An 11,965-nucleotide genomic window follows, 5' to 3' on the forward strand; every position below is an offset into this window, starting at 1 on the left:
ACATATCCGATAAAAAACGGGCCATGAGAGAGAAGTTGAATGACATAAGCCAGCGTGCCAGGGCGGCATCGCGGGCTCACCGCGCTTGTCCGGGGGCGCCTCGATGAAACGGGATTTCGACCAGGATTGCCGAGGCGCGATCACGCTAAATGGGCTGGCGCGCAGGCTGGGGCGTACCCGTGAGCAGCTGATGCAGCGCTGGATCGCCGAGACTTCGGAGCAGGGCGCGCACCCCGGTGCGGACAGCGGGCAGGGACTGACTGCCTGTTTCGCCTACATGCTGGCCGAGGTATGCGCTTCCTTGCTGGTCGCCGACAGCGACGCGTCTTTAACCGATCACGTAGGTATCGCGCAGCCCGGCAGGTTCTGGCCGGACGACTGGCGGGTCACGGATCTGTTTCGCAACATGGATCTGATGCAGCGCTTTCTGAAGCACGAGATCCGCGCGTATTTCGGTCCCGTTGCCGCTTCCGTCGACGTTCACATGCGGGCGCACGACGTTGTCGAGCGCACCTTTCGCGCGATGATCGAAAACGCGATCGAGGCGTACATGCAACGTCAGGCGGGCGAGGTGGCGGCGGCACAGGACAGCCTGCGCACGGCGCTGACCGCGCTGAAGCTCACGGAGGAGCGGCTGCGTGTCGCGACGAGCGCGGCCGGCATCGGCATCTTCGAGTGGTGTGGCGCGTCGCGACAAGGCGTGTGGGAAAACCGCCGGATGTACGAAATCACCGGGCAGCCCGAGGACAGGGGCCCGTTGACGGAAACCGAGTTCATGACGTCGGTCGTTCATCCGGACGATGTCGAACTGCTGCGAAGCCATTTCCAGGCCCGGCGGGTCTCCGGCGAACCGGTGCATGTCGCGTTCCGGCTGCACCGCATAAGCGATCGTGCGCTGAGGACCGTCGAAATGTTCGGGTATCTGCGACCGCCGATTCATCAGGACGATTACACGTTCATCGGCAGCTTGTGCGACGTGACGGAGCGGGCCGACGCGGAGGCGAAACTGCGCGACGCCGATCGCCGCAAGGACATCTTTCTGGCCACGCTCGCGCACGAGCTGCGCAATCCGTTGGCGCCCGTGCGCAACGCCGCGCATCTGCTGGGTCACAGCGCGGGAGCCGATCCCGCCAAACGCGAGTGGCTGCGCAATGTGATCGAACGCCAGACCGGTCACCTGTCGCATCTGATCGACGACCTGCTCGATGTATCGAGAATCACCACCGGCAAGATCGAGTTGAAGCGCGAGGTCTTCGATATCAGGCTGGCACTCGACCACGCTCTCGAGATCACGATGCCGGCTGCGTCGCAGCGGCATCACGACATCGTGCGTCTGCCGCTGGAGCACCCGGTGTACGTGCACGGCGACCCGGCGCGGATCACCCAGACATTTTCGAATCTGCTCGATAACGCGATCAAATACACCGACGAGGGTGGGCGGATTGTCGTATGCGCAACGCTCGTCGGGCAGGAAGTCTCCGTGACGGTGTCGGACACGGGCACAGGTATTTCGGACGACGCACTGCCTCACGTGTTCGATCTGTTCGTACAGGGTTCCTGCCACGGCGAGCCGTCGAGGGGCGGTCTTGGGATCGGGCTGTCGGTGTGCAAGACGCTGACCGAGATGCACGGCGGGACCATTGCCGCGAGGAGCGCAGGCAAGAACAGAGGCAGTGAATTCGAAATACGTCTACCCGTTTGCCAGGGCCGCGGTCAGGACGCGAAGGACGGTGCCGAAGCCGGTCTGCCAGCGTCCGACCGTCTGCGGGTTCTGATCGTCGACGATAACAGCGATGCCGCTGTGTCGCTCGCCATGATTCTCGACGCGCACGATGTGCGCACCGCGCACAGCGGTGAAGAGGCGCTTCAGATAGCCGCTGCGTTCGAGCCGCAGATCGTGTTCCTCGATCTTGGGCTGCCGGGAATCAGCGGCTATGAGGTTGCTCGTCGGCTGAGGGAACATCAGGCGGCCGGCAAGCGCGTTGAAATCGTCGCCGTGTCGGGATACGGACACCCTGAGGACGTGGCTCACTCAGCGGAGGCGGGGTGTGATACGCATCTCGTCAAACCCGTCGATATCGAGGAACTGCTCGCGATCATCAGGCGGATGACCGGCGAAAAACGTAAACGCGAGCCGTGACCCGCCGTCAGTACCCCATTTCCAATCTGCGACAATAGCCCCGATTCTCGTCCAGGCCGATCGTGAAATGGAACTCAGACAACTACGCTATTTCCTCAGCGTCGTCGAACACGGCAGCATGGGGAAGGCCGCGCTCGAACTCGGCGTCGTCACTTCCGCGCTGAGTCAGCAGATCAGCCGCCTCGAAGGCGAACTGTCGACGCGCCTTTTGCAGCGCACCTCCAGCGGCGTCGTGCCGACCGATGCCGGTCTCGCGTTCTGGCGTCAGGCGCAACTCGCGCTGCGTCATATCGACGACGCGGCGCTCGCCGCGCGCGCTGCCCGGCTCTCGGGCCACGTCAGCGTCGGCATGGCGCCCAGCACCGCCAGCGTGCTCGGGGTCCCCTTCATGCAGGCCATGCGCGCGCGCTATCCCGACGTGCGGCTGCGCATCGTCGAAAGCCTGTCCGGCTATCTCGCGTCGATGCTGAGCGCACGCCAGATCGATCTTGCCGTGCTGTTTCGCCCGGAGCCCGCGCAGCGCTGGAGCGTCGTGTCGCTGCTCGACGAGCGGCTGTTCGTGATCGGCCGGCACGAGCTCGAAGGCATGCCGTCGGGCGCGAGCGTGCGTCTCGGGCAACTCGGCAAGCTTCCCCTCGTTCTTCCGAGCGGCGCGCACGGCCTGCGCTCGCTGCTGTCCGCCGCGTTCAAGCGGGCCAAATATGAACCGAACATCGCGGCTGAAGTAGACGGCCTCGCTCTGCTGATGGACGTCGTGCGCACGGGCATCGCCGCGACCATCCAGCCCGGCGCCGCACTCGCGCGGCCGGAGAACGCGGTGCTGGCTAGCGTGCCCGTGTCCGAAAGCTTCGCCGTGCGGCCCAATATGATCGCGAGCATCTCCGACGACGAGCTTTCACCTGCGGGGCTCGCCGCGCGCGTGGTGCTCGCGGACGTCGCGCGCGAACTGGTGCGTGAAGGCCGCTGGCCCGGCGCGCGCTTGCGTCAGTCGGAGGGCTTCACAAAAACTGAAGGCCTGTTGACGGCCCGCTGATGGCGGAGGACGAGCGCGACCTTTAGAGTGCGTCCGAAAGGAGGCCCACAAGATGGTCGACGTACTCGTAATCGGAGGAGGCAATGCGGCGCTCTGCGCGGCATTGATGGCGCGCGAAGCTGGCGCGTCGGTTCTGCTCCTCGAATCGGCGCCGCGCGAATGGCGCGGCGGCAATTCCCAACACACCCGCAATTTGCGCTGCATGCACGACGCGCCGCAGGACGTGCTCGTCGATGCCTATCCGGAAGAAGAATTCTGGCAAGACCTGCTGAAGGTCACCGGCGGCATCACGAATGAGCATCTCGCGCGCCTGACGATTCGCGCGTCGTCGTCGTGCCGGCCCTGGATGCAAAAGCACGGCGTGCACTTTCAGCCGCCGCTGTCGGGCGCGCTGCATGTGGCGCGCACCAACGCGTTTTTCATGGGTGGCGGCAAGGCGCTCGTGAATGCCTATTACCGCAGTGCCGAGGCGCTGGGCGTCGAGATTCGCTATGACACGCCGGTCGATTCGCTGGAACTGGACGGCGGCCGTTTCGTCGCGGCCAGGAGTGGCAGCCGGCGCTTCGAGGCGCGCGCCTGCGTGCTGGCGGCGGGCGGCTTCGAATCGAACCGCGAATGGCTGCGCGAGGCCTGGGGGCAAAACGAGCGCGGCGAATGGCCCGCCGACAACTTCCTGATCCGCGGCACGCGTTTCAACAAGGGCGTGCTGATCCGCCACATGCGGGATGCCGGCGCGGACATGATCGGCGATCCGTCGCAGTCGCACTGCGTGGCCATCGATGCGCGCGCGCCGCTCTATGACGGCGGCATCTGCACGCGCATCGACTGCGTGTCGCTGGGCGTGGTCGTCAATCGCGAGGCCGAGCGCTTCTACGACGAAGGCGAGGACTTCTGGCCGAAACGCTATGCGATCTGGGGACGCCTCGTTGCGCATCAACCGGGACAGATCGGCTACTCGATCATCGATTCGAAGGCGATTGGCCGCTTCATGCCGCCGGTGTTTCCGGGCGTGAAGGCCGACACGCTGCCCGAACTCGCGCGCCAACTGAAGCTGCCTGAAGCACGCTTCGTGGAGACGCTGTCGCGCTACAACGAGTCATGCCGGGTCGGCACCTTCGATCACACCTCGCTCGACGACTGCCACACGGAAGGCGTCATACCGCCCAAGACGCACTGGGCCCGCCCCATCGACACGCCGCCGTTCTACGGCTACGCATTGCGTCCCGGCATCACGTTCACGTATCTCGGGCTGAAGACCAACGACCGCGCCCAGGTGCACTTCGGCGGCGAGGCGAGCGAGAACCTGTTCGTCGCGGGCGAGATGATGGCGGGCAACGTGCTCGGCAAGGGCTATACAGCGGGTGTCGGCATGTCGATCGGCACGGCGTTCGGGCGCATTGCCGGCACTCAGGCCGCGCGCGCCGCACTGCAGACTACGGAGGTTTCCTGTGCAGCAAACTGACACGCTCGCGTCCGAACGCACGCGCGCCGCGGCGTTCGAATCGAAGCACGACATGCAACGCACGCGCGGCGGCTCGCGCGTGATTCCGATCGTGCCGCTGACCGCAAGCGAAGGCGAAGTGGCGCGCCAGATGCAGATCTGCAACGCGTGCCGCTATTGCGAAGGCTTCTGCGCGGTGTTCCCGGCGATGACGCGGCGCCTCGAATTCGGCAAGGCCGACGTCAACTATCTGGCCAATCTGTGCCATAACTGCGGCGCCTGCTACCACGCATGCCAGTACGCGCCGCCGCACGAATTCGCGGTCAACGTGCCGAAGGCGATGGCGCAAGTGCGCCTCGAAACCTACACCGAATACGCGTGGCCCAAGGCGCTAGGCAAGCTGTACAAGCGCAATGGCGTGACGCTGTCGGTCGCGCTGGCGGCGGGGCTCGCGCTGTTTCTGCTGCTCGGCACCGCAATGCATGGCGGATTGAGCGGCAACGTCGCGCCCGCGAACTTCTACGCGATCTTCCCGCACAACCTGCTGGCGGCGATGTTCGGCGCGGTCTTCCTGTTCGCGATCGTGGCGCTCGGCATCGGCGTGACGCGCTTCTGGGGCGACGTGTCGCCGGGAACCGCGAACGCGAGCACGCCGGCCGTGACGGAAGCGGCGAAAAACGCGCTGACGCTCAAGTATCTCGACGGCGGGCATGGCGATGGCTGCAACGAATCGAACGATGCCTTCACGCTCGCGCGGCGGAAATTTCACCACTTCACGTTCTACGGGTTCATGCTGTGTTTCTCGGCAACGGTGGTGGCGACGCTCTATCACTACCTGCTCGGCGAGGAAGCGCCGTATCCTGTCTTCAGCTTACCGGTATTGCTCGGCACGGCGGGCGGGATCGGCCTGATCGTCGGGCCCTTGGGGCTCCTGTGGCTCAACCTGAAGCGCCATCCTGAGCAGGGCGATGCGCGCCAGCGTCCGATGGACCGTGCCTTCATCGCGCTGCTGTTGCTCACCAGCGCGTCGGGCCTCGGGCTGCTGGCATTGCGCGAAACGGCGGCGATGCCGTGGCTGCTGGCGGTGCATCTTGGCATCGTGATCGCCTTGTTCGCGACGCTTCCGTACGGCAAGTTCGCGCACGGCATTTTCCGCTCGGCGGCGCTGCTCAAATCATCTATCGAAAAGCGCCAGCCCAATACCTTGGGTCTCGGCTCGGACTAGGCGCATCACGCGCCGCATATTGGTATAACAACAGGGGACATATTCATGAACGCTACCGAACCACTAGCCGGCACGCCGGTCGGGGCGCGCTCGTCCAAAGCCGCGGCCGTACTGCGCGTGACGAGCGGCAACTTCCTCGAGCAGTTCGACTTCTTTTTGTTCGGCTTCTACGCCACGTCGATCTCGAAGATTTTCTTTCCGGCGTCGAGCGAGTTCGCGTCGCTGATGCTGACCTTCGCCGTGTTCGGCGCGGGCTTTCTGATGCGTCCGTTGGGCGCGATCTTTCTCGGCGCCTATATCGACAAGGTGGGGCGGCGTACCGGCCTGATCGTTACGCTGTCGATCATGGCGAGCGGCACGATCCTGATCGCGTGCGTGCCCGGTTACGCGACCATCGGCCTGCTCGCGCCCGCGCTCGTTCTGCTCGGGCGGCTGTTGCAGGGCTTCTCGGCGGGCGCGGAGCTGGGCGGCGTGTCGGTGTATCTCGCGGAAATGGCCACGCCCGGCGCAAGGGGCTTCTACACGAGCTGGCAGTCGGCCAGCCAGCAGGTCGCGATCGTGATGGCGGCGGCGCTCGGCTACGGATTGAATCACTGGATGAGCGCGCAGCAGATCGGCGCGTGGGGCTGGCGCATTCCGTTCTTCATCGGCTGCGCGATCGTGCCGTTCCTGTTCATGCTGCGCCGCTCGCTGCAGGAAACCGCCGCGTTCGAGGCGCGCCGGCATCATCCGCAGACGCGCGAAATCTTCGCGATGCTGCTCAGCAACTGGCGCACGGTGATCGCGGGCATGCTGCTCACCGCGATGACGACGACCACGTTCTATCTGATCACCGTCTACACGCCAACCTTCGGCAAATCCGTTCTCAAACTGTCGACATCGGATAGCCTGATGGTGACGTTGCTGGTGGGCGTGTCGAACTTCGTCTGGCTGCCGATCGGCGGCGCGCTGTCGGACCGGATCGGCCGCAAGCCGATTCTGCTGACCATTGCCCTGCTGGCGATCTTCACCGCGTATCCGGCGCTGTCGTGGCTCGCCGCGGCGCCGAGCTTCGGCCGCATGCTGAGCGTGCTGCTGTGGTTCTCGTTCTTCTTCGGCATGTATAACGGCGCGATGGTCGCAGCGCTCACCGAGGTCATGCCGGCGGAGGTGCGCGTCGCGGGTTTTTCGCTGGCGTTCAGTCTCGCGACGGCGCTGTTCGGCGGCTTCACGCCGGCCGTGTCGACCTTCCTGATCGAAACCACACACGACAAGGCCGCGCCCGGCTACTGGCTCAGTTTTGCCGCGCTATGCGGGCTTGGCGCGACGCTTGGGCTCTATCGGCGGCGAGCGGAGCGGGCGGCTTCTTCGTCGGCGTGAGGCTTTTAGCGCGTTGCCGTTGACGTGCTGAGCTGTATGGAGAGGGCGCCGCCACGGTTGGCGGCGCCCTCTCGCTCATTCCCGATACGACGGATCGATCCGATCCAGCTTGCGCAGCAGCGCCGGCCATTCCATCACACCGTACGGGCGACGCGTCTGCGGTTGATAGTTCATGTAGGTCTCTTCGAGCACGTCTTTGGGCACACCGGATTCAACTCCGTGCTGCCTGATTGCGGACGCTTATCTATCGCGTTACGGGTTGAAGGCCATTCGGCTGACGGACGAATGGGCACGGCTCCAGTTCTTCCTCTGCATGTCGGCATGCGACCATCGCGCGATGCGGCCGACCCTCGGTGCTTTCCTTGAGCATCTACTTAGCCGGTATCGACGCCGGGTCGTTCATCGTAACAAAGCGATTTCGTCTGCTTTATCGCTTCATTCCATCTGCGCTGCGTCTGTCCAGGGACGTCACGGTGCCTTCGTCAGCGAGACCGGAAGGAATGTCTTCATCTTTGTGTGAGGTGACGTACAAATGGCTATATTGGCGCGCGCGTATGCTTGTAAAAAAAGTGACATATAGCACCATCAGACCGAAAGCGTCCTCGAATATAGCTGCGCGACAGCTTCCTTGAGAAACGGAAATTTCGGTGAACAGAACAATTCGAGAATACCTTGCGTGGAGGGTTCAAAATCAACCTTCCGAGGTTTCGATGACTGTGAGCGACCGGATGAACACTGGCATCTCGCTTATGCGTCTGTGGGGTGTGTGGCTTATTGCGACCGTGGTTGCGTCGGTGCCATTCCTCGTCACGCTATATCCGCCTCTTGGGCAACACTTTTACAATATCGTCAGGGTCGATATCCTTTCTCATCCGGCTTCGTATGCGAGAAACTTTGTCGTTCATTGGGATGCCGTGCCTGACCTTGCGATGGACCTGGCCCTCCCGTGGTTCACGAAGCTCATACCGGTAGAATGGGCCGCCTGGCTATTTACCCTCGCTGAACTCGGGCTATTGACGTCGGGCTGCCTGGTGTTGAGCCGTGTTGCCAATGGCCGCTGGTCATGGTTGCCGCTTGTCAGCTTCCTGCTACTCTATAACTGGATACTCATCCGCGGCTACGATAACTTTCTGTTCGGTCTTGGCATTTCCTTTTGGGCGATCGCCGCGCATGTGGCGTTGCGCAGAGCCACCCTCGCGCGGATCGTGGTCTCGTGCTGCAGTGCCCTTGTTATTTATTTTTGCCATCTGTTTCCACTCGCCGTTTTCGCTCTGGTCGTAGGCACGTGGGAACTTGGCTGTCTTCTTCGCGAGGGGAAGATCTCGAGTCAATCAATTGCTCGCCACGCGGCCGCGAGCGTCGTTCCGTTGCTGCTTCCTCTTGCACTGTTGGTCCGCAGCACCACCGGTGGCCTTCACGGGTCAACTCACTTCGGCCTTATCCACGTACTTTCGAAGCTCGCTTTCTGCATCGATGTCTTCTCGGTGGGCAATCGTGCGGGCGATGTGGCGATCGTGGCGGGTTTGAGCCTGTTCGTGGCCATTGGTCTCGTTCTGAAATGGTGGACGTGCGAGCCAGAGTTCCGGATAACCGTGTTTTCACTTCCACTGGTAGTCCTACTCGCACCGTTTGACGCATTTGCTTCCTACGGTGTGATCGAGCGATGTGCGATCAGCTTCGCGTTTTTGCTGACTGCGTTGGTCGGCATACGGCCCTCGGTGGCGCCACGTTTTCAACGTATCGGCGCAGTCGCGCTCACGCTTGTCTTTGTTTTCCGGATCGTGACTGTGACTGAAGACTGGCGTGGCGACAGGCCTGTCATTCAGGCTTACCGCGATACGTTCGCGTCGCTGAAGGCCGGTTCCGTGTTGTTCCAGTACAAGCAGGACACCGCCGACCGGTCTCCATGGAAAGACCCCCACCGCTGGAATCCATATCTGGACAAGGTGGTGGCGCTCGCAACGGTGAATGGCGTTCTGGTGCCGGATTTGTATCTCAAACCGGGGCAGCAACCCGTGCTTTACCGGAGCGAGAACGTAGCATTGAGGGAGTTCCAGGACGACAGCTCCACCCGGAAACCGAATGTCTTGGCAGATGGCGAGATGTTGCGCGCCTGGTCGACTGAACTGCTGGATCGTTTCCCGGACCTTCAAAGCCGGTTCACGACGGTCTATCTTGCGGTGCTCGACCCGTACCGGCGTCTACCCGAGACGCTTGATGGTTGGCAACTGGTTGCGACTTTGCCGGAACATCGGCTCTATGAATTGCGCCCCCGCTGAGCTCGTTGTTCCTTGATCTCTTCAGGTAGTAGGCCATCCCCATAAGTTTGCGATGAAATTGTGCAGTAGAAGTTGTCGGTGAAAGTAAGCGTCGTGAAATGTGGCACATCCAATGGACCATGCTGATTTCCGATGGGACCAGCTCGATATTCCAACAAGACAATGAACAGCATCGATTCATCTATCGAAACATATCTATCCAACATCCACTTCGGGAATCTCACGACCCAAACCATAGAGGTCATTGCAGACCTCTACACGTTCAAAGGGCTCGTACTCATACCGTTGCTGTGGTGGATGTGGTTTCAGCGTGGCGATCGCCGCGAATGGCGGCGGGAAATGGTGCTCGCAACGCTTCTCAGCGGCCTCCTGGCGCTCTTCGTCGGAAGGCTGCTGACTCACTGGTTACCGTTCCGAGTGCGTCCCGTCTTTAGCAGCGAGTTGCATCTGCGCTTCGCGGGTCGCGTCATCGACGACGCACAGCTGTCGACATGGAGTTCCTTCCCAAGCGATCACGCAATGCTATGGATGGCGATCGCGACTGGCATCTTCCTCGTGTGGCGGGCCGTCGGTGTGCTGGTGCTTATCTATGCGGTGCTGGTCATTTGCGTGCCGCGCGCCTATCTCGGCTTTCACTATCCGTCGGACTTGCTGGTGGGCGCGCTCATCGGCGCCGGAATCACCTATCTAATGACGCGAGATGCGATTCGCGTGCGCTACGCTACTCCGGCGCTGCGTTGGATGGAGCGTTACCCGGGACCGTCAGCATCGCTGGCGTTCATGCTGTGCCTCGAACTCGCCACGCAGTTCGACGAACTGCGCAAGCTGGCCGGCAGTGTGATCAGACACCTATGAATTACCCATCCTGATTCAATCGGCAATGCGTTTGAAACTGGCAGAGTAATCGTCGGCGTAGTAGCAGGCGTCGTGCAGTGTGGCGAGCAGCATCGAGTTGAAAGCGGTTACGACGCTGCGCAGTCACCGCCCGCAAGCGTTGCCGATCGCCACGTCCAGCCCAGAACAGCCGGATATCAGAACGCGGTGCGAAGGCCAACTCGTGCAATGGCTTGCGACGTCGTGCTAGACGATCCGTTGGGACCCATGATGCCGTTGATGGCAGCCTGCGAACCTGCGCTCGCCTTCTGATAAACGCCCTCCGCATAAACCATGCTCCGCTTGGAGAGCGAATAGTTCAGCGTTGCACCAAACTGATGCGCGTGGTTGTTGTTGAGTTCCTCGTTACCTTTCAGGTACATATAGTTCCCGCCGAACGACCACGCGGGAGTGATCTGCCAACTGGCGCCGACTTGTGCGGCAAAGGCCGCGGCGCCGTTGAACGAGTTGCGCACGGTCGTGAAGTTCGCGACCGTGTAGACGGGTCCGATTACATAGTGAGCGCCGAAACCCCAGTTCGTGATTGGAATCTGCGGCGAGCCGTTGCTGGAGCCCGGATATTTCGCTTTCGTGTAGGCGGCCCCGACTCCGAACGGACCGGCACCGTAATTCAACCCGAAGCTCATGGTTGAATTCGACCCGAACGAACCAGCCACTCCGCCGAGCGAATACATTGCCCCAGCGGACAAGCCCGCAAACACCGGCGATTGATACTTGATCGAATTGGCCGCCGGGATGCCGCTCATGCGGCTCCAGTCGAACCAGCCGGTCGGGTTTTGCGGAATGTTCAGTTTCTGGAACGGGCCGGCCGCGAAGTTGTACAAGCCGCCAGTGAACACGGCAGGAGCATTGCCCGCCTCGGTCAGCGACGTCGTCATGAAATCGAAGACATTGCCGAAAGTCAGCTTGCCGAAGCTGGCACTATCCAGACCGACGTAAGCATTCCGCCCGAAGATGCCCGGCTGCACCGTCGCGCCCGTACCGAGCTGAAACTGGTTCTCCAACTTGAAAATGACCTTGTTTCCACCGCCGATATCTTCGGCGCCCTGCAAGCCGAACAGGTTCGGCGTATAGATGCCGTCGTCAAACTTCGTGACCGAATGCCCACCCTGGTTCGTCACATAGGAGACGCCCCCGTCAATCAGGCCGTACAGCGTGACGTTGCTCTGGGCGAACGCGTATCCGACAGGCAGGAATCCAAAAAGAATTGCAATGGAATGTTTTTTCATTCCAGTCTCCAGATAATTTATTTGATCGATCTTTTGTGCAGCTTCAATGAGGCTGCTAGTCCGCGCGCTTCAAGCCTGGCGTGCCTGCATCAAGTCGAGTGCGACATCGACGATCATGTCTTCCTGGCCGCCGACCATGCGGCGCCGGCCCAGCTCGACCAGAATGTCGACGGTCTTCAGACCGTACTTCTTCGCGGCCACTTCCGAATGACGCAGGAAGCTCGAATACACGCCCGCGTAGCCGAGCGCGAGCGTTTCGCGGTCCACGCGCACCGGCCGGTCCTGCAGCGGACGCACGATGTCGTCGGCGGCGTCCATCAGCGTGTAGAGGTCGGTGCCGTGATTCCAGCCCATGCGCTCCGCTG

8 protein-coding genes and 2 pseudogenes are annotated in these 11,965 nt (G+C 62.1%); 7 read left to right on the plus strand and 3 right to left on the minus strand.

All coding sequences use genetic code 11. The features are described 5' to 3' along the window. The first annotated feature begins 103 nt into the window (after positions 1 to 103). The 5 genes from AB3X94_RS34735 to AB3X94_RS34755 all read left to right on the plus strand — a co-directional run bounded on the left by AB3X94_RS34735 (position 104) and on the right by AB3X94_RS34755 (position 7,198). Positions 104 to 2,140, plus strand: coding sequence for an ATP-binding protein (locus AB3X94_RS34735; protein WP_368613874.1), 2,037 nt, complete (start codon positions 104 to 106; stop codon positions 2,138 to 2,140). Positions 2,141 to 2,207: 67 nt separating this feature from the next. After that, positions 2,208 to 3,173: a LysR family transcriptional regulator gene (locus AB3X94_RS34740; protein WP_176111901.1), complete on the plus strand. Its 966-nt coding sequence runs from the start codon at positions 2,208 to 2,210 to the stop codon at positions 3,171 to 3,173. 52 nt (positions 3,174 to 3,225) lie between these two features. Continuing rightward, on the plus strand, positions 3,226 to 4,635 hold the full coding sequence (gene tcuA / locus AB3X94_RS34745; RefSeq protein ID WP_368613875.1) for an FAD-dependent tricarballylate dehydrogenase TcuA: 1,410 nt from the start codon (positions 3,226 to 3,228) through the stop codon (positions 4,633 to 4,635). After that, positions 4,622 to 5,839 (plus strand): tricarballylate utilization 4Fe-4S protein TcuB, encoded by a 1,218-nt coding sequence (gene tcuB / locus AB3X94_RS34750; protein ID WP_368613876.1) that lies wholly within the window; start codon positions 4,622 to 4,624, stop codon positions 5,837 to 5,839. The genes tcuA and tcuB overlap by 14 nt, the downstream gene beginning before the upstream one ends. Positions 5,840 to 5,884: 45 nt before the next feature. Beyond that, the gene (locus AB3X94_RS34755) at positions 5,885 to 7,198 is read left to right on the plus strand and encodes an MFS transporter (RefSeq protein WP_368613877.1); all 1,314 of its coding nucleotides are present in this window, start codon (positions 5,885 to 5,887) and stop codon (positions 7,196 to 7,198) included. A gap of 75 nt (positions 7,199 to 7,273) precedes the next feature. On the opposite strand, the pseudogene AB3X94_RS34760 reads toward AB3X94_RS34755, so the two are convergent. After that, positions 7,274 to 7,402, minus strand: a pseudogene (locus AB3X94_RS34760) (class II aldolase/adducin family protein); the annotation flags it as partial. Positions 7,403 to 7,908: 506 nt separating this feature from the next. On the opposite strand from AB3X94_RS34760, the gene AB3X94_RS34765 reads away from it, so the two are divergent. Further along, positions 7,909 to 9,477: a hypothetical protein gene (locus AB3X94_RS34765; RefSeq protein ID WP_176111904.1), complete on the plus strand. Its 1,569-nt coding sequence runs from the start codon at positions 7,909 to 7,911 to the stop codon at positions 9,475 to 9,477. A 162-nt stretch (positions 9,478 to 9,639) separates the two neighbouring features. Then, positions 9,640 to 10,332, plus strand: coding sequence for a phosphatase PAP2 family protein (locus AB3X94_RS34770; protein ID WP_176111905.1), 693 nt, complete (start codon positions 9,640 to 9,642; stop codon positions 10,330 to 10,332). Between the two features lie 176 nt (positions 10,333 to 10,508). Here the strand turns inward: AB3X94_RS34770 and AB3X94_RS34775 are convergent, their stop codons facing one another. Further along, on the minus strand, positions 10,509 to 11,600 hold the full coding sequence (locus tag AB3X94_RS34775; protein ID WP_368613878.1) for a porin: 1,092 nt from the start codon (positions 11,598 to 11,600) through the stop codon (positions 10,509 to 10,511). Positions 11,601 to 11,669: 69 nt separating this feature from the next. Further along, positions 11,670 to 11,965, minus strand: a pseudogene (locus AB3X94_RS34780) (4-hydroxy-2-oxovalerate aldolase); the annotation flags it as partial.

Source organism: Paraburkholderia sp. BR10923 (assembly GCF_040948765.1).
Classification (GTDB): Bacteria; Pseudomonadota; Gammaproteobacteria; order Burkholderiales; family Burkholderiaceae; genus Paraburkholderia; species Paraburkholderia youngii.

Bases quoted from the DNA above. Each gene is read 5' to 3' on its own strand.
- tcuA (WP_368613875.1), top strand. From the start codon at position 3,226: ATGGTCGACGTACTCGTAATCGGAGGAGGCAATGCGGCGCTCTGCGCG.
- AB3X94_RS34740 (WP_176111901.1), top strand. From the start codon at position 2,208: ATGGAACTCAGACAACTACGCTATTTCCTCAGCGTCGTCGAACACGGC.
- AB3X94_RS34735 (WP_368613874.1), top strand. From the start codon at position 104: ATGAAACGGGATTTCGACCAGGATTGCCGAGGCGCGATCACGCTAAAT.
- AB3X94_RS34765 (WP_176111904.1), top strand. From the start codon at position 7,909: ATGACTGTGAGCGACCGGATGAACACTGGCATCTCGCTTATGCGTCTG.
- AB3X94_RS34770 (WP_176111905.1), top strand. From the start codon at position 9,640: ATGAACAGCATCGATTCATCTATCGAAACATATCTATCCAACATCCAC.
- AB3X94_RS34755 (WP_368613877.1), top strand. From the start codon at position 5,885: ATGAACGCTACCGAACCACTAGCCGGCACGCCGGTCGGGGCGCGCTCG.
- AB3X94_RS34775 (WP_368613878.1), bottom strand. From the start codon at position 11,600: ATGAAAAAACATTCCATTGCAATTCTTTTTGGATTCCTGCCTGTCGGA.